At 68.9% G+C, this 16,965-nt stretch carries 16 protein-coding genes; 10 read left to right on the top strand and 6 right to left on the bottom strand.

Annotation, left to right across the window (positions count from 1 at the left end; all coding sequences use genetic code 11):
• Positions 1 to 27: 27 nt before the first annotated feature.
• The 3 genes from D7Y11_RS12880 to D7Y11_RS12870 all read right to left on the bottom strand — a co-directional run bounded on the left by D7Y11_RS12880 (position 28) and on the right by D7Y11_RS12870 (position 3,550).
• Positions 28 to 1,062 carry a rod shape-determining protein gene (locus D7Y11_RS12880; protein WP_014400170.1) on the bottom strand — a complete coding sequence of 345 codons (1,035 nt, stop codon included), beginning with the start codon at positions 1,060 to 1,062 and terminating at the stop codon, positions 28 to 30.
• Between the two features lie 245 nt (positions 1,063 to 1,307).
• The gene (locus tag D7Y11_RS12875; protein WP_120575652.1) at positions 1,308 to 2,027 is read right to left on the bottom strand and encodes a glycosyltransferase family 2 protein; all 720 of its coding nucleotides are present in this window, start codon (positions 2,025 to 2,027) and stop codon (positions 1,308 to 1,310) included.
• Between the two features lie 56 nt (positions 2,028 to 2,083).
• A complete protein-coding gene (locus tag D7Y11_RS12870) occupies positions 2,084 to 3,550 on the bottom strand; it encodes an aminotransferase class I/II-fold pyridoxal phosphate-dependent enzyme (RefSeq protein WP_120575651.1) in 1,467 nt (488 codons plus the stop codon).
• A gap of 198 nt (positions 3,551 to 3,748) precedes the next feature.
• Between D7Y11_RS12870 and D7Y11_RS12865 the strand changes: the two genes are divergently transcribed.
• The 8 genes from D7Y11_RS12865 (at position 3,749) to D7Y11_RS12830 (ending at position 12,678) form a co-directional block, all read left to right on the top strand.
• Positions 3,749 to 4,060 carry a hypothetical protein gene (locus D7Y11_RS12865; protein WP_121754087.1) on the top strand — a complete coding sequence of 104 codons (312 nt, stop codon included), beginning with the start codon at positions 3,749 to 3,751 and terminating at the stop codon, positions 4,058 to 4,060.
• Positions 4,061 to 4,123: 63 nt separating this feature from the next.
• The gene (locus D7Y11_RS12860) at positions 4,124 to 4,951 is read left to right on the top strand and encodes a 2,3,4,5-tetrahydropyridine-2,6-dicarboxylate N-succinyltransferase (RefSeq protein WP_126933841.1); all 828 of its coding nucleotides are present in this window, start codon (positions 4,124 to 4,126) and stop codon (positions 4,949 to 4,951) included.
• Positions 4,952 to 5,034: 83 nt separating this feature from the next.
• Positions 5,035 to 5,667: a cupin domain-containing protein gene (locus tag D7Y11_RS12855; RefSeq protein WP_121754086.1), complete on the top strand. Its 633-nt coding sequence runs from the start codon at positions 5,035 to 5,037 to the stop codon at positions 5,665 to 5,667.
• A 45-nt stretch (positions 5,668 to 5,712) separates the two neighbouring features.
• Entirely contained in the window at positions 5,713 to 6,801 is a 1,089-nt protein-coding gene (gene dapE / locus D7Y11_RS12850) for a succinyl-diaminopimelate desuccinylase (RefSeq protein WP_121754085.1), read from the top strand.
• A gap of 143 nt (positions 6,802 to 6,944) precedes the next feature.
• Positions 6,945 to 7,343, top strand: coding sequence for a cell envelope biogenesis protein TolA (locus D7Y11_RS12845; RefSeq protein ID WP_120575646.1), 399 nt, complete (start codon positions 6,945 to 6,947; stop codon positions 7,341 to 7,343).
• Positions 7,344 to 7,531: 188 nt separating this feature from the next.
• Complete coding sequence (locus D7Y11_RS12840; RefSeq protein WP_126933840.1) at positions 7,532 to 9,793, top strand: family 2 encapsulin nanocompartment cargo protein terpene cyclase; 2,262 nt, start codon at positions 7,532 to 7,534, stop codon at positions 9,791 to 9,793.
• Positions 9,794 to 9,846: 53 nt separating this feature from the next.
• Entirely contained in the window at positions 9,847 to 11,244 is a 1,398-nt protein-coding gene (locus tag D7Y11_RS12835; protein ID WP_126933839.1) for a family 2B encapsulin nanocompartment shell protein, read from the top strand.
• 33 nt (positions 11,245 to 11,277) lie between these two features.
• A complete protein-coding gene (locus tag D7Y11_RS12830; protein WP_120575643.1) occupies positions 11,278 to 12,678 on the top strand; it encodes a family 2B encapsulin nanocompartment shell protein in 1,401 nt (466 codons plus the stop codon).
• A gap of 38 nt (positions 12,679 to 12,716) precedes the next feature.
• Here D7Y11_RS12830 and D7Y11_RS12825 read toward each other — a convergent pair whose 3' ends face one another.
• Genes D7Y11_RS12825 through D7Y11_RS43265 form a run of 3 tightly spaced genes read right to left on the bottom strand, consistent with a single transcriptional unit; the run spans position 12,717 to position 14,829 of the window.
• Complete coding sequence (locus D7Y11_RS12825) at positions 12,717 to 12,998, bottom strand: hypothetical protein (RefSeq protein ID WP_126933838.1); 282 nt, start codon at positions 12,996 to 12,998, stop codon at positions 12,717 to 12,719.
• On the bottom strand, positions 12,995 to 14,506 hold the full coding sequence (locus D7Y11_RS12820; RefSeq protein WP_158641932.1) for an FAD-binding protein: 1,512 nt from the start codon (positions 14,504 to 14,506) through the stop codon (positions 12,995 to 12,997). Before D7Y11_RS12820 ends, D7Y11_RS12825 begins: the two co-directional genes overlap by 4 nt.
• A gap of 2 nt (positions 14,507 to 14,508) precedes the next feature.
• Positions 14,509 to 14,829 carry a hypothetical protein gene (locus tag D7Y11_RS43265; protein ID WP_158620727.1) on the bottom strand — a complete coding sequence of 107 codons (321 nt, stop codon included), beginning with the start codon at positions 14,827 to 14,829 and terminating at the stop codon, positions 14,509 to 14,511.
• A 142-nt stretch (positions 14,830 to 14,971) separates the two neighbouring features.
• Between D7Y11_RS43265 and nrfH the strand changes: the two genes are divergently transcribed.
• Together nrfH and D7Y11_RS12810 are read left to right on the top strand one after the other, a co-directional pair.
• Complete coding sequence (gene nrfH / locus D7Y11_RS12815; protein WP_199753724.1) at positions 14,972 to 15,490, top strand: cytochrome c nitrite reductase small subunit; 519 nt, start codon at positions 14,972 to 14,974, stop codon at positions 15,488 to 15,490.
• Positions 15,487 to 16,965: an ammonia-forming cytochrome c nitrite reductase subunit c552 gene (locus tag D7Y11_RS12810; RefSeq protein ID WP_126933835.1), complete on the top strand. Its 1,479-nt coding sequence runs from the start codon at positions 15,487 to 15,489 to the stop codon at positions 16,963 to 16,965. Before nrfH ends, D7Y11_RS12810 begins: the two co-directional genes overlap by 4 nt.

Raw genomic sequence — 16,965 nt, 5'->3', positions numbered from 1 at the left:
GTCACGGTGCAGCGGGGGAGGGGAACCTCAGCCCGGCTGGCAGACCTGGCGGAGGATGTCCAACGACTCCAGCGCCTTGCCCGCGCCAATCACCACGGCGGACAGCGGGTCCTCCGCGAGGAACACCGGCAGGCCCGTCTCCTCGCGCAGCAGCGTGTCCAGGTTCTTGAGCAGCGCGCCGCCACCGGCCAGCACGATGCCCCTGTCGGCGATGTCACCGGCCAGCTCCGGCGGCGTGCGCTCCAGCGTCAGCTTCACCGCTTCGACGATGCCGTTGACGGGCTCCGCGAGCGCGTCTCGCACCTCGTCGCTGGACACCGTCAGCGTGCGCGGCACGCCGGCCACCAGGTCGCGACCCTTGATCTCCATGGTCATGACCTCGTCGGTCGGGTACGCCGTGCCGATGCCCATCTTGATGAGCTCCGCCGTGCGCTCACCGATGAGCAGGTTGTACTTGCGCTTGACGTACTGGATGATCGCCTCGTCCAGCTTGTCGCCGCCGATGCGCACGGACTTGGCGAACACGATGCCCGCGAGGCTGATGACCGCGACGTCGGACGTGCCACCGCCGATGTCCACAATCATGTTGCCGCTGGGCTCCGTCACCGGCAGGCCCGCGCCAATCGCCGCGGCCATGGGCTGCTCGATGAGGTAGACCTCGCGCGCGCCCGCGTTGGCGGCCGCCTCACGCACCGCGCGGCGCTCCACCTCCGTGATGCCGGACGGGATGCCGATGATGATGCGCGGGTTCACCAGCGTCTTGCGGTTGTGCGCGCTCTGGATGAAGTAGCGCAGCATCGCGGCGGTGATTTCGAAGTCGGCGATGACGCCGTCCTTCATGGGCCGGATGGCCACGATGTTGCCCGGCGTCCTGCCGAGCATCTCCTTGGCCTCCTTGCCCACGGCGAGCACCTTCTTGCCGCCGCGCGAGTCCTGCTGCACCGCCACGACGGAGGGCTCGTTGGACACGATGCCCTGGCCGCGGATGTAGATGAGCGTGTTCGCCGTACCCAGGTCGATGGCGAGGTCGCGCGAAAACAGGGTGTGGAGCCAGTCGAACATACGGGGACGGAAACTTTCGGAAGGGTCGGGAAACTCTCCGCCCTTCAGACGGAGTGCGTTGTCGAAACTACTACGCGCCGCAATACGGAGGAAGAAAAGCCGGAGCCCCTCTCAGGGCGCCGCTCGCTGGACAACCAACCGCACCCGCCCGTCTGTTCCCTTGTCCGCATTCGGACCGCGCTTTTCCTGAAGGACCCCAACCCGCGTCCTCCCCAGGCCAGCAGCCGGGCGGACGTCCGGGCTTCTCAGCGCTTCAGCGAGTACTTCCCGATGGCGTAGAGGGCGCGCACGCCGTCCTTCCAGCCAATCTTCTTGCCCTCCTCGTAGGTGCGCCCATGGTAGCTGATGGGCACCTCGAAGACGCGCCAGTTGCCGCGCGCCACCTTGGCGGTGATTTCGGGCTCGAAGCCGAACCGGTCCTCTTCCACGTGCACGGAGCGGATGACCTCCGCGCGGAAGGCCTTGTAGCAGGTCTCCATGTCCGTGAGGTTCAGCCCGCTCGTCATGTTGGAGAGCGTGGTGAGCAGGTTGTTGAGCACGGTGTGCCAGTAGTACAGCACCCGACGTGGCGACCCGATGAAGCGGCTGCCGAAGACGACGTCCGCGTCGCCGTCCAGGATGGGCTGGATGACCCGGGGGATGTCCCGGGGGTCGTATTCCAGGTCCGCGTCCTGCACGAGGACGATGTCCCCCGTGGCCTCGGCGAAGCCCCGGCGCAGCGCGGCCCCCTTGCCCTGGTTGTTCTCCTGGAAGAGCACCCGGATTTCGTTCCGGTTCTTCGGCGAGCCCCCCAGGACCTCCAGGCCCTGTTCGGACAGCTGGCGCAGGAATTCGCGGCTGCCGTCCTTGGAACAGTCGTCCACCAGGACGAGCTCCTTGGGGAAGTCCACGGCGATGCAGCGCCGGAGGATTTCCGCCAGGGTGGGAATCTCGTTGTAGACGGGGATGACGAGAGAGACGAGCATGGCGGCCCCGCCCTATCGCATTTCCCCCGCCAGGGCGACTCCCTTGCACACAAAATTCAGGGCCGGGCCGCGCTCCGGAGCGCGGCCAGCAGGGCTTCCAGGTCCGCGTCCCCGGTGAGCGGGTGGATGAGCGTGGTGCGCAGGTACACGCCCCGGGGCAGCCGCGTCTGCACCAGGTAGAAATCTCCACGGGAGACCAGCGCTTCACGCAGGCGGACCTGGAGCGCGTCCCAGCCCTCCGGCGGCACGTGCGCGGGGGTGTGGCGGAAGCAGACGATGTTGCAGTCGGGCTCCAGGGCCAGCTCGAAATCCGGGGCGGCGGTGAGCATCCCCGCGAAGCGCCGGGCCTGGTCGTAGGAGGCGGTGACGGCCTCCTCGAAAACGCGCGTGCCCAGCACGGACAGGCACGCGTAGACCTTGAGGGGCATCATCTCCTTGGTGCACTCCAGCGTGCGCAGGCCCACGTCGCTGTAGGGGCGCGCGTCGTCGCCGTCGCCGTGGAAGAGGTAGTGGGCCTCCTGGGAGAAGGCGTCGAAGGAGCGCGCGCCGTCGCGGAAGAGCACGGCCGTCACCAGCGCGGGCATGAGCAGCCCCTTGTGCGCGTCCCACACCACGGAGTCCGCCCGCTCGATGCCCTTCACCTGCGCGCGGTACTTCGGGCTCAGGGACGCCGCGGCCCCGTGCGCGCCGTCCACGTGGAACCACAGGTCGTGCTTCTGCGCGAAGTCCGACACGGGCTCCAGCGGGTCGAACGCGCCGGTGGCGGTGGAGCCCGCGCTGGCCACCACGGCGATGGCCTTGCGCCCCGCGCGGGTGGCCCGGGCGAGCGCGTCCTCCAGGGCGTCCGGCCGCACGCGGAAGTGGTCGTCCACGTCCACCGGGGTGAGGCCGCCCTCGCCCCAGCCCATGATGCGGACCGCGCGGGCCAGGCAGTAGTGGGCGGAGCGGGGGACCAGCACCGTCAGGGGCGGGCCCGCGTGTGCACCGCCGTTCCACGCGTCGTAGCCGGCCTTCGCCTGACGGGCGGCGAGCAGGGCGGTGAGGTTGCCCGCGCTGCCGCCGGAGGTGAGCACGCCCCGGGCGCTGGAAGGCAGGCCCAGCTTCGACGCCATCCATGCGAGCACGTGGTGCTCCATCGCGGTGGCGACCGGGCCCATCTCGTACACGGCCATGCCGTTGTTGAGCAGCGACGACACGGCATCGCACAGCGCGGCCAGCGGTACGGGCGCCGTCACCTGATGTCCCACGTAGCGCGGGTGGTGCAGGTGGTGCGAACCCTCCAGCACGCGCGCCATCAGTGACGCGAAGGCCTGTGAAAGCTCTGGCGCCGGCTCCTCCGGGAAGGCCGTGGCGAAGCGCTCCTGGTTCACCGCGGGCGGCGCCCAGGGCAGCACCGGCATCTCGCCCCCGGCGAGCGCGGCCTTCAGGTAGTCCGCGAGCTGATCCATCAAGGCGTGGGCGGTGGCCCGGAAGGACTCCGGTTCATAGGCGGCGCGCAGCGGAGGGAAGACAGGGGTCGTCATGGCGGGCGCACGCTAACGGGAGCGCATCTTCCGGGCGCGGGAAACCGGGGCACGAGGGGCCGGACGGGCTCCCGGCCGGCCGACGGAACCCTTCCGCTCCCGGAGGGACCGGGCGGGCAGGGGCCCGGCGAAGGGGCGGGCGGCTCGCGGCGCCGCCAGGCCATCCCCACCTTTCCGGCGCACAGGAGGAGACGACCGATGGCTTTCGACGACACGCCGTCCGAACGGCGCTCCATCATCAGCGGCATGCGCGTCCGCTCGGCGGACGGGAAGCTCCTGGGGTACGTGGCCCTCATCGGCCAGGAGCACCTCTACGTCCGGCGCTCGCCCTTCGTCCGTCATCGCCACTGGAAGGAGGCCCCCCTGTCCGCCGTGGGCAGGGTGCTCCAGGGCGCCGTCATCCTGAAGGAAGGCACGGGCCCGCTGACTCACGCGGACGCCATGTTTCACGGAGAAATCCCGACACAGACCCTGCCCCTGGCGCTGGGGCTCGAACCGTCGCACGCGTGAGGCCGTCCGGCGGTGGACATTGAGGAGGGCGCGGACACCTGAAGTGTGATTCAACCCGGCGTCATGGCGACATCCCTCGAAGAGCTCTCCCAGCGGGTGTCCGCGGCGTTCGCGGACCGGGCGAAACTGAAGGACGCGGACACGGTGGCGGCGGTGCACGAGACGCTCGCGCGGCTGGACACCGGGGAGCTGCGCGTCGCGGAGAAGGGCCCGGAAGGCTGGCGGGTCAACGCCTGGGTGAAGGAGGCCATCCTCCTGTTCTTCGCCGTGTCGGAGATGAAGGTGATGGAGGTGGGCCCCTTCGAGTTCTACGACAAGGTGCCCCTGAAGAAGGGCCTGGAGGCGGCGGGCGTGCGCGTGGTGCCGCCGGGCACCGTGCGCTACGGCGCCTTCGTGGAGCGGGGCGCGGTGGTGATGCCCGGGTACGTGAACATCGGCGCGCGGGTGGGCGCGGGCACCATGGTGGACACCTGGGCCACGGTGGGCTCGTGCGCGCAGGTGGGCCGCAACGTCCACCTGTCGGGCGGCGTGGGCCTGGGCGGCGTGCTCGAGCCGCCCACCGCGTCTCCGGTCATCATCGAAGACGGCGCCTTCCTGGGCAGCCGCTCCATCGTGGTGGAGGGCGTGGTGGTGGAGGAGGAGGCGGTGCTCGGCGCCAACGTGGTGCTGACCGCGTCCACGCAGATCATCGACGTCACCGGGACCCAGGAGGTCATCCACAAGGGCCGCGTGCCGGCGCGCAGCGTGGTGATTCCGGGCATGCGGGAGAAGCAGTTCCCCGCCGGGAAGTTCATGGTCCCGTGCGCGCTCATCATCGGGCAGCGCAAGGCGTCCACCGACCAGAAGACCAGCCTCAACTCCGCCCTGCGGGACTTCGCCGTCGCGGTGTGAGCCTGCGACAAATCCGGCGCGGGCGGGGTCGCGTATAGGAGTTGTTACGCGACTTGTTACGTCCGCGTCGTTTTCAGGAGAGCATGGAACACCTCGACGACATCCTCCCCGAGTGGCTGCTCGGGACCCTGGAGCCGGCCCGGCGCGACGCCGCGGCACGGCACCTGGACGGCTGTGCGCACTGCCGGGCGGAGCTGACCCGGCTGACGCCCGCCGTGGATGCGTTGGGGGCGCTCGTGGAGCCGGTGGCGCCCCCCGCCGAATCGCTCCAGCGGCTGATGGAGCAGATGGAGGGGCCCGGCCGCTTCGCCCGCCAGGCCGGGAAGGTCGCCGCGCTCCTGGACGTGGCGGAGGCTCGGGCCCGAGAGCTGCTGGAGTCCATGTCGGAGCCGTCCAACTGGATGCCCGGCCCGGTGGAGGGCGTGGAGCTGATGCCGGTGGAGACGGGCCCGGCGCGCGAGGGGATGATGGCCGCCATCGTGCGCCTCCAGCCCGGCGCCCGCTACCCGCGTCACACGCACCTGGGCCGCGAGTGGAACCTGGTGCTGGAGGGCGGCTTCCGCGAGGACTCCGGCCACGAGGTATGGCCCGGGGACGAGCTGGAGAAGGCGGACGGCTCGCTGCACGACTTCACCGCGCTGCAGGGCCCCGCGTGCATCTGCGTCTCGGTGTTGGATGGCGTGACGTCCTTCGAGGACCTGGCGGACGGCGCCTGACGGGACGATGTCCCGGGCCCGGGCGGGGAGTATGGTGCTTCGCGCATGTCCTCCACCGACCTCGCCACCCGACTCGCCCAGACGACGCTCGAGCTGTGTCGCATTGAAAGCCCCATTGGCTACGAGGGTCCCATCGCGGACCACGTGGAAGGCTGGGCGCTGAAGCACTTCCGCCGCGAGGAGGTCTTCCGCGTCGGACACACGCTGTTGTTGGGCTCGCTGGAGGACCCCCGGCCCACGGTGGCGCTCATCGGCCACCTGGACACGGTGCCCATGCACCCCGGGGACGTAGGCCGTGTGCCGCGCATCGAAGGGGAGCGCGTGCACGGGTTGGGCGCGTCCGACATGAAGGGCGGCGTCGCGGTGATGATGGCGCTGGCGGAGGACCTCCAGCGCGACGCGCTGCCCGTCAACGTGGCCTTCCTCCTGTACGAGCGCGAGGAGGGCGCCTACGCGGAGAGCGGCCTCATCCCGCTGTACGCGAAGCGGCCGGACCTCTCCCACGTGAAGTTCGGCATCGCCATGGAGCCCACGGACGGCGTGGTGCAGGTGGGCTGCGTCGGCAGCATGCAGGTGACCGTCCGTTTCACGGGGCGCAGCGCGCACTCCGCCCGGCCGTGGCAAGGGGAGAACGCCATCCACAAGGCGGGGCCGCTGCTCACGGAGCTCTTGGGCCGCGAGCGCGTGGAGGTCAACGTCGCGGGCTTCCCCTTCTATGAAGTCATGAGCGCCACGCTGGCCAAGGGCGGCCGGGCGCGCAACGTGGTGCCGGAGGCGTTCGAGCTGAACCTCAACTACCGCTTCGCGCCGGGCAAGAGCGTGGCGCAAGCGAAGGAGGACGTGCTGGCGCTGGTGGCGGGCCGCGCGGAGGTGGAGTTCACGGACGCGTCCCCCAGCGGGCCGGTGGCCGCGGGCAACCCGCTGTTCCAGCGGCTGATGTCGCTCACGGGGCTGCCCGCCGCGTCGAAGCAGGCGTGGACGGATGTGGCCCGCTTCGGTGAGTGGGGCGTGGACGCGGTGAACTTCGGACCGGGTGAGACGGCGCAGGCGCACCAGCTCCACGAGAGCGCGCCCATCCCTCCGCTGGCCGTGGCGTACGAGAAGCTGGCCGCGTTCCTGAAGGGCGCGGCTTAGCGGCTCGCGAGCGTCGTGCGCTCCGGGGCCGGATTCTCGGCCTCGCGCATTCGTCAGGTGGCGTGCATCTGCGCAGGGGGGCATGGATGCAACTCCGGCGGTTGCGCTTACCCTTGCAGGGTCGTCATCCCTGGAGGTTGTTGATGCACGCCGAGTCGAACATGCAGGACCCGAACGAGACCCCGTCGTCCAACACGATCCTGCCGGTCGGTGAGGCGACGCCCGCCAGGACGTCGCGCCGCCGTTCCTCCGGCGCTCGCAAGGCGTCGTCCCGCCGCACGGGGGCCGCGAAGAAGGCGACCTCCAAGCGCACCACCGAGAAGAAGGCCGCGGGCAAGCGCACCGCGAAGAAGGCCACCGCGAAGCGCGGCACGGCGAAGCGCGGTACGACGAAGAAGGCCACCGCGAAGCGCGGCGCCCGCAAGGCTCCGGCCCGTCGCGCCGCCGCCGGACGTACCGCACGCAAGACGTCCGCCCGTGGCAAGTCCGCGCGCAAGACGACGGCTCGCAAGAGCCCGTCGCGCCGCTCCACGCGCCGCTAACAGCCCCCGTCGCTGGCGGAAACACCCCCCATCACCGGGTTCCCGCCAGTGACCCGGGGGCGGGTCATCTCCCATCCCCGCGCCCTCTTATTCGCCGGATTAATCCAGTTTTCCGGCAGGGTCTGATAGGCGTGGAGTTGGACACTGAACGACAGTACTAGTCGCCTGGGGTCCAACGAGGGGTGGAGATGTCCAAGGGGAAGCAGAAGCAGCCATTCCAGTTGCCGGAGTTCTACGTGCCGTGGCCGGCGCGGCTGAACCCGAACCTGGAAGCGGCCCGCGCGCACACCAAGGCGTGGTCGTACCAGATGGGCATCCTGGGACCGCCGCGGGATGGCACGGACCGCGAGGTCTGGTCCGAGCGCCGCTTCGACGGCATGGACTACGCGCTGCTCTGTGCGTACACGCACCCGGAGGCGCCGAGCCCGGAGCTGGACCTCATCACGGACTGGTACGTCTGGGTCTTCTACTTCGACGACCACTTCCTGGAGGTCTTCAAGTACTCGCGCGACGTGGCGGGTGGGCAGGCCTACCTGGATCGTCTGCCGCTGTTCATGCCGCTGGACATGTTCCCGCCGCCGGAGCCGGTCAACCCGGTGGAGCGCGCCCTCTGGGACCTGTGGCAGCGCACCGTGCCGTCCATGTCCATGGAGTGGCGCAAGCGCTTCTTCGAGAACACCAAGCACCTGCTCGATGAATCGATGTGGGAGATCGAGAACATCAGCGAGGCGCGCATCTCCAACCCCATCGAGTACATCGAGATGCGCCGCAAGGTGGGCGGCGCGCCCTGGTCGTCCGACCTGGTGGAGCACGCCGTCGCCGCGGAGATTCCGGACCGCGTCGTGAAGAGCCGCCCGATGCGCGTCTTCAAGGACACGTTCTCGGACGCGGTGCACCTGCGCAACGACCTGTTCTCCTACGAGCGCGAAATCCTGGAGGAGGGCGAGCTCTCCAACGGCGTGCTGGTGGTGGAGACGTTCCTCGACTGTGACACCCAGCGCGCGGCGGACCTGGTCAACGACCTGCTGACGTCGCGGCTCCAGCAGTTCGAGACCACGTTCGCCACGGAGCTGCCGTGGCTGTTCGCGGAGTACGGGCTCAACCCGGTGGAGCAGGCGCAGGTGCTCACGTACCTGCGCGGACTCCAGGACTGGCAGTCCGGCGGCCACGAGTGGCACATGCGCTCCAACCGCTACATGAACCAGCACTCGGAGGAGCGGCCGGCGCTGTCCATCCCCGTGCCCTCCGGTCTGGGCACCTCCGCGCTGCGGATTCCGCTGACGCCCGGCGGGCTGGGACTGGGGCCTCGCTCCCGCTCCCTGAGCCACGTGCCCCGCCAGCACGTGGGCCCCACGAAGCTGCCGAAGTTCTACATGCCGTACAGCACGTACTTGAGCCCGCACCTGGACCGCGCGCGCAAGCACTCCAAGGAGTGGGCGCGGCGGGTGGGCATGCTGGAGGTGGTTCCCGTCGTGGGGTTCTACGTCTGGGACGACCACAAGTTCGACGCGGCGGACGTGGCCCTCTGCGGCGCGTACATCCACCCGGACGCGACCCCGGAGCAGCTGGACCTGACGGCGTGCTGGCTCGTCTGGGGCACCTACGCGGACGACTACTTCCCCATGCTCTACGCGAACACGCGGGACATGGCGGGCGCGAAGATGTTCACCGCGCGGTTGGGCCAGTTCATGCCGGATGACGTGGAGGCCGCCAACGCCGCGGTGCCCACCAACCCGGTGGAGCTGGGCCTGGTGGACCTGTGGAAGCGCACCGCCGGCCCGCTGTCGGCGCGCGGCCGCACGCTGTTCCGCAAGGCCATCCAGGACATGACGGACAGCTGGGTGTGGGAGCTGAACAACCAGATCGTCAACCGCGTGCCGGACCCCGTGGACTACGTGGAGATGCGCCGCAAGACGTTCGGCTCGGACCTCACCATGAGCCTGTCGCGCCTCTCCAAGGGCGACGCGGTGCCGGAGGACGTCTTCAACACCCGCACGCTGCGCGGGCTGGAGAACTCCGCCGCGGACTACGCCTGCTTCGTCAACGACCTCTTCTCCTATCAAAAGGAGATCGAGTTCGAGGGCGAGCTCAACAACTGCGTGCTCGTGGTCCAGAAGTTCCTGGGCGTGGACAAGGACACCGCTGTCCTCACGGTCAATCAGCTGATGACCGCGCGCATGAAGCAGTTCGAGCACCTGGTGGCCAAGGAGCTGCCGGTGGTCATCCGCACCTTCGCCCTGGATGCGGAGGCGCAGGAGAAGCTGAACAAGTACGTGGAGCAGCTCCAGCAGTGGATGGCGGGCATCCCCCGGTGGCACGCGGAGGTGACCCGCTACACGGAGACCGAGCTGACCCACGACGCAGCGCCCAAGTTCAAGACCGGGAACGTCTCCGGTCTGGGCAAGTCCGCGATGCGCATCGCCGAGCTGTTCCGCACCGGCAAGCCTTGAGCTCAACCGCAGTCCGAAGCCTTTTGATTCTTCAACCTGGAAAAGGGTGATCCATGTCCAACGACATCAAGAAGTTCGACGACAACAACCAGAGCCTCGGGACGCAGGCGGCGCGTCAGCTGGCGACGACGACCAAGTCCGAGCCGCAGATGCAGGGCATCTCCTCGCGGACGCTGCTCAAGCTGCTGCCGTGGGTGCAGGTGTCTGGCGGTACGTACCGCGTCAACCGCCGCATGACCTACGCGGTGGGTGACGGCCGCGTCACCTTCACCAGCACCGGCGCCAAGGTGCAGGTGATTCCGCAGGAGCTGGGCGAGCTGCCCCTGCTGCGCGGCTACGAGGACGTGGACGCGCTCACCGCGCTGGCCAACCGCTTCGAGCAGAAGGAGTACAAGGCCGGTGAGGTCATCACCGAGGCCGGCAAGGAAGCGGACTCCATCGTCCTCATCGCCCACGGCAAGGTGAACCGCGTCGGCTCCGGCAAGTACGGTGAGCCGGTGGTGCTGGAGACGCTGGCGGACGGCGACCACTACAGCTACCAGGCGCTGCTGGAGTCGCAGGACTACTGGCAGTTCACGGCGAAGGCCGTGACGCCGGTCATCGCGCTGGTCCTGCAGCAGTCCGCCTTCGAGGCGGTCGTGGCGCAGGTGCCGTCGCTGCAGAAGCACATCGACAACTTCAAGGCCCGCTCCAAGAAGAAGCAGGACACGTCCGGCCAGAAGGCCATCGAGCTGGCCGCCGGCCACCACGGCGAGCCCGTGCTCCCCGGCACCTTCGTGGACTACGAGACGCACCCGCGCGAGTACGAGCTGGCCATCGCGCAGACCGTGCTGCAGATCCACACGCGCGTCGCGGACCTCTTCAACGACCCCATGAACCAGACCCAGCAGCAGCTGCGTCTGACGGTGGAGGCGCTGAAGGAGCGCAAGGAGCACGAGCTCATCAACAACCGTGAGTTCGGCCTGCTGCACAACGCGGACCTGAAGCAGCGCATCCACACCCGCTCCGGCGCGCCGACGCCGGACGACATGGACGAGCTGCTGGCCACGGTGTGGAAGGAGCCGTCGTTCTTCCTGGCCCACCCGCGCGCCATCGCCGCGTTCGGGCAGGAGTGCAACAAGCGCGGCATCTACCCCACCAGCACCGACATGAACGGGACCATGGTGCCCGCGTGGCGCGGCATCCCCATCGTGTCCTGCAACAAGCTGCCCATCAGCGAGTCGCGCACCACGTCCATCATGCTGATGCGCGCGGGTGAGAAGAACCAGGGCGTCGTCGGCCTGCACCAGGCGGGCATCCCGGATGAGATCGAGCCCAGCCTGAACGTCCGGTTCATGGGCATCAACGAGAAGGCCATCATGAACTACCTGGTGACGGCGTACTTCTCCGCGGCGGTGCTGACGCCGGACGCGCTGGGCATCCTGGAGAGCGTGGAGCTGGGCCGCTCGTAGTTCCTCGTCCGTCCATCACGGGAAGGCTCTTCCATGACGACTTCACAGAAGGACGTAGCGGCGCACGAGGGCACCAGCCTCAGCACGGCGGGTGCGCGCCAGCTCGCGACGACGACCAAGACGCAGCCGGTGATGCAGGGCATCTCGCCCCGCTACCTGCTGAACATCCTGCCCTGGGTGCAGGTGTCCGGCGGCACGTACCGCGTGAACCGGCGGCTGACGTACACCGTGGGCGATGACCGGCTGAACTTCAGCAACATCGGCGCCAAGGTGGAGATCATCCCCCAGGAGCTGCTCAAGCTGCCGCTGATGCGGGGCTTCCAGGACGTGGATGACCTGCTCATCCGCACCCTGGCGGGCCGCTTCACCCAGAAGCATTACAAGGCCGGGGAGAACATCGTGGAGGCGGGCAAGTCCGCCGAGCACGTGATGCTCATCGCCCACGGCAAGGCGCAGAAGCTGAAGGCCGGCAAGTACGGCGACCCCGTCGTGCTGGACACGCTGGCGGACGGCGACCACTTCGGTGACCAGGCAGTGGTGGAGTCGAACGACGTGTGGCCCTTCACCGTCAAGGCCGTCACGGCCTGCACGGTGATGGCGCTGCCGCAGGATGTGTTCGAGTCCCTCATCAACCAGTCCCCGGCGCTCAAGGCGCACGTGGCGCGCTACCAGGCGAACCTCAAGAAGCCCCAGGACAAGGCGGGCCAGTCCGCCATCGCGCTGGCCGCCGGTCACCACGGCGAGCCCGTGCTCCCCGGCACCTTCGTGGACTACGAGCTGAAGCCGCGCGAGTACGAGCTGAGCGTGGCGCAGACCATCCTGCGCGTGCACACCCGCGTGTCGGACATCTTCAACGACCCGATGAACCAGACCGCGGAGCAGCTGCGGTTGACCATCGAGGCGCTGAAGGAGCGCAAGGAGTGGGAGCTCATCAACAACCCGGAGTTCGGCCTGCTGCACAACGCCGACCTCAAGCAGCGCATCAACACCCGCTCGGGTCCGCCGACGCCGGACGACATGGATGAGCTGCTGACACGCCGCCGCAAGACGCGCTACTTCCTGGCCCACCCCCGTGCCATCGCGGCGTTCGGCCGGGAGTGCAACAAGCGCGGCCTGTACCCGACGGTCGTGGACGTAGGCGGGGCGAAGTTCCAGGCGTGGCGCGGGGTGCCCATCCTCCCGTGCGACAAGCTGCCCATCAGCCGGGAGAACACCACCTCCATCCTCGCCATGCGCATCGGTCAGGACGACCAGGGCGTGGTGGGCCTGCACAACGCGGGCATCCCCGACGAGGTGGAGCCGAGCCTCACCGTGAAGCGCATGGCCGTCAACGACCAGGCCATGACGAACTACCTGGTGAGCACCTACTACTCCGCCGCCGTGCTCGTCCCGGACGCGCTGGGCGTGCTGGAGAACGTGGCGCTCGGCGGCTGAAGCATTCTCCGCTGTGAAACATGAACGGGCCCGGTGCTTCAGCGCGCCGGGCCCGGGAAGTAGGGCGCGACGTCCAGGCTGATCCCCGGACGGAACGCTTCCGGCGACGCTGACGCCAGGACCGTGGCCATCACCGGCTTGGGCGCCGCGCCGAGCAGGACGCGCAGGGGCGCCTCCTCCATCGCGACCAGGGCCGGGGACTCCGGCACGTCCACGTCGAGCACGTAGCGGTAGAGGTTGATGTTATCGCTGTCTCGCGCGCTCGCCGCGCCCGGGGCGAGCAGGGCGCCCACCATCGACAGGCTGGCGAGCCTCCTCACGCGAGTTCCAGTCCGCGGAGATAGTCATTGGCGAAGGCCGCGCGCAGCTCTGGCGTGGGAAGCAGGGCCCGGCGCGCTTCGAGCCAGGCGTTGACGTGCGCCTCGCCGTACAGGCCGCGCACCGCCGGGCCATCCAGTTCGTGGAACTTGCCCCAGTGGTACGTGTGGGGGATGGAGGATTTGGCGAGCTGCTGCCAGACGCGACGGTTGTAGGACTTCGTGCGGGTGGACGACGCCCCGTCGATGTCCAGGATGCACGTCATGGGCGCGTGCTGGGTGAACGCCATCGTGGCTTTGGAGGGCAGGGCGTAGCGCACCCCGAACAGCCCGGGGAACGCGTGGGCGCGATTGATGGCGAGGGCCATCTCCACCGTCTCGCGCACCCGGCCGAGCGGGACTCCTACAGCGCTGCCCCAGGCCTTCCCCCGGGTGGTCGTGTCGGTGAACAGCTCGCCGTGCGTCCCGCAGACGTTTTCGTATTCCGTGTAGAAGCGATCCATCAGCCGCGACAGCAGGGGGATGGTCAGCTCCGAGACCATGTCCGTCAGCACGCCGACGATTTCGAGCGCGCTGTCCCCCTGTGTCAGCTTGCTGCCGGGGCTGGGCGGGGTCGAGCCTTCCGGACACCGCGCATGCTTGTACATCACCGTGACGAAGACGCCCCGGTCCATGTCATTGGGATTGATGACCGCCGTGAAATGATAGGGTTTGAGCCCCTGCGGCCCCGGCAGCGTGATGCCGGAGAAGTCGAGCTGGTCGAACGCGCGCCAGAGCCCCTCGGTGAGCGGCATCCGCTGGCGGTACGCCTGGAGGTAGTAGAGGTCCACCACCTCCATCAGGACGCCGTGCACCAGGCCGAAGCCGCCCAGGCCCACCAGGGCGGCGTTGAAGAGGGCGTCGTCCCGGATGAGCTCCGCGCCAAGCTTCTGGGGAGTCTCGTCGTGGATGACCGGCGCGCTGGCTCGCTCCAGCCAGACGTGGCGGTCCGGTGAGACGACGACGTGCAGGCCCACCACGAAGTCCTGCATGGCGCCGGTCTCCAGGCTGGAGCCATGCGTGCCTGTTCCGATGGCCCCGGCGATGGTCTGCCCATTGCTGGCGCCCGAGGTGGTCAGGGACTTGCCGACCTTCTTCAGGAAGTGGTTCAGCTCCGCGACGGAGACACCGCTCTGCGCGAAGAGGAGGTCCTCCCTCCGGCCCGGATGGTCGGGATGGGTGCGGGGCGCGGGGAAGAGGTAGTTCAGCGGCCGGGTGTTGACGAGGATGCCGCTGGTGGCGGGCGCCTTGGAGAAGGACCAGCCGCCCCCCAGGCCGCGGATCTCCAGGCGCTCGGTGAGCGCGCGCTGGATGAGGCCCTGCAGGCCCACGGTGGTGTCGAGGTAGCCCGGCACCGTGGACTGGGAGGCATCCGCGTTCCAGACGTCCACCAGCAGCTCCAGCCTCTGGGTGTAGCTCTGGTGCCAGTTCTGCCAGCGCTTCTGGCTGCTCTCGTGGATGACGGGGGGCATGGCTACCGCACCCCAAGGTCGCCGGGCGCCGGCTGGGCCTTGGCGCAGCGCCACTCCACCCGCTGCGGCATCGCGAGGCCGAGCGTCAGCACGCCGATGAGCGCGAAGCCCACGTTGGTGCTCTGGGTGACCTCCGCGAGCGCCTGGCCCTGGCAGTTGTCCACCCGGGGCCGCTCTTGGACGAGCCCCCAGCCCAGGGACCAGAGGACCTCGCCTTGCGGTTCGGTGGCGCTGGCCCCGGCGGCGCCGGGCGCCTGGACACGGTAGTGCGCGCAGGCCGAGCTCAGCCCCAGACACAGCAACGCCGCCGCACGCTTGGACATGCTCGAGCATGGGCCTGCCGGAGGGGTGGGACCATGCGGTCAGCGGTCGTGGACGTCTGTCTGACACTTCACGCGCACGCGCCACCGTCACGCTGTTGAAGTGTTTCCCCCACCGATGGGCGATTTATGTAGGGTGGCCCACGTGCTCTTCGCATCCCGCACCGTACTGGCCGTGGCCCTCGGGATTGCCATGGGTGTGGCGGTCGGTCTCGGCGGCTTCACCTTCGCGTACGCGAAGGGCTCGTCCTACCTGCGGGACGACCCTGCCGCCTGTGCCAACTGCCACATCATGAACGAGCAGTACGACGGCTGGCGCAAGAGCAGCCATCACGCGGTGGCCACCTGCAACGACTGCCACACGCCCGCGGGCTTTCTGCCCAAGTACTACACGAAGGCGAGCAACGGCTTCTGGCACTCCTTCTATTTCACCACCGGCACCTTCCCGGACCCCATCCGCCTGCGTCCGGGCAACCGCGTGGTGACGGAGAACGCGTGCCGCAAGTGCCATGCCTCCATCGTGGAGGCCATCGAGACGCCCCCCACGGGCCACGGGCAGGTGGCCCCCGGCGAGCAGCTCCAGTGCCTCACCTGCCACAACTCCGTGGGCCACCCCGAAGGGTCGGGGAACCCCGAGCTCATCCGTAAGGAGAATGCACGATGACCGAGCCCGAGAAGGCTCCGGAGAAGCGCCGGCGGTTCAGCGGCACCCAACTCGTGGTGGCGGTCGCGGTGGCGGCGGCGCTGGCCTCGGCGGGCGTCACCGCCCTGCTGGTCAACATCATGGAGCGCAAGCAGGAGGCGAGGAACCCCTTCTACCGGGTGGTGGAGCTCGATGACACCATCACGGACCCCGCCGTGTGGGGGAAGAACTTCCCGCTGCAATACGACGGCTACAAGCGCACGGTGGACCAGAAGCGCACCCGCTACGGTGGCAGCGAGGCGGTGGCGCGCACGCCCACCCAGGCGGACCCTCGCTCGGTGGTGGCGCAGAGCCGGCTGGAGGAGGACCCCCGCCTGGTCACCATGTGGAGCGGCTACGCCTTCGCCACCGACTTCCGCGAGGAGCGCGGCCACGCGCACATGCTGGAGGACCAGGTCTTCACCCAGCGGCAGCAGGTGACGCAGCAGCCGGGCACCTGCATCCACTGCCACGGCAGCGTGTACGTGCCCTACAAGAAGCTGGGGGACGGGGACCTCATCAAGGGCTTCGAAAAGATGAACCAGATGCCCTTCGCCGAGGCTCGCAAGCTCGTGGAGCACCCGGTGTCCTGCATCGACTGCCACGACCCCTCCACCATGCAGCTGCGCGTCACCCGCCCCGGCTTCATCGAGGGCATCGCCGCGCTCAAGGCCAGCCAGGGCGTGCCCGGCTTCAAGGTGAATGAGGACGCCACCCGCCAGGAGATGCGCACGTACGTGTGCGGGCAGTGCCACGTCGAGTACTACTTCAAGGGCAAGGAGAAGCGCCTCACGTACCCCTGGGCCAAGGGCATCAACATCGACCAGATCATGGCCTACTACGACGAGGACGGGCACGCCGACTGGACCCACGCCCTCACCGGCGCGAAGGTCCTCAAGGCGCAGCACCCTGAGTTCGAGATGTACAACCAGGGCATCCACGCGAAGAGCGGCGTGGCGTGCGCGGACTGCCACATGCCCTACCAGCGCGAGGGGGCGATGAAGATCAGCGACCACCACGTGCGCAGCCCGCTGCTCAACATCAACCGCGCCTGTCAGACGTGCCACAAGTGGAGCGAGGCGGAGCTGCTCAACCGGGCGGAGACCATCCAGACGCGCACCTTCCAGACGCGCAACATCGCCATGGACGCGCTGGTGGACCTCATCCACGACCTTGAGAGCGCACGGAAAGCGGGAGTGCCCGACGAGTCACTGGCCAAGGCGCGCGACCTGCAGAAGCGCGCCCAGTTCTACCTGGACTTCGTGGAGGCGGAGAACTCCATGGGCTTCCACGCGGACCAGGAGGCGGTGCGCATCCTGAGCAACTCCATCAACTTCTCACGCCTGGGCCAGAACGCGCTGCGGCCCGGAGGAGGCGCCTCCACCGCCCCGGATCAGCGGCCCGCGGGAGCGCCCCCGGCCACCGGAAGTGGGAGCGCTCCGCGGGGCTCGCGGTAG

This window comes from Corallococcus sp. AB018, from assembly GCF_003986945.1.
Lineage (GTDB): Bacteria > Myxococcota > Myxococcia > Myxococcales > Myxococcaceae > Corallococcus > Corallococcus exiguus.
Note: the sequence above shows the minus strand (reverse complement) of the source record. Positions and strands in the feature narration are given on the sequence as shown.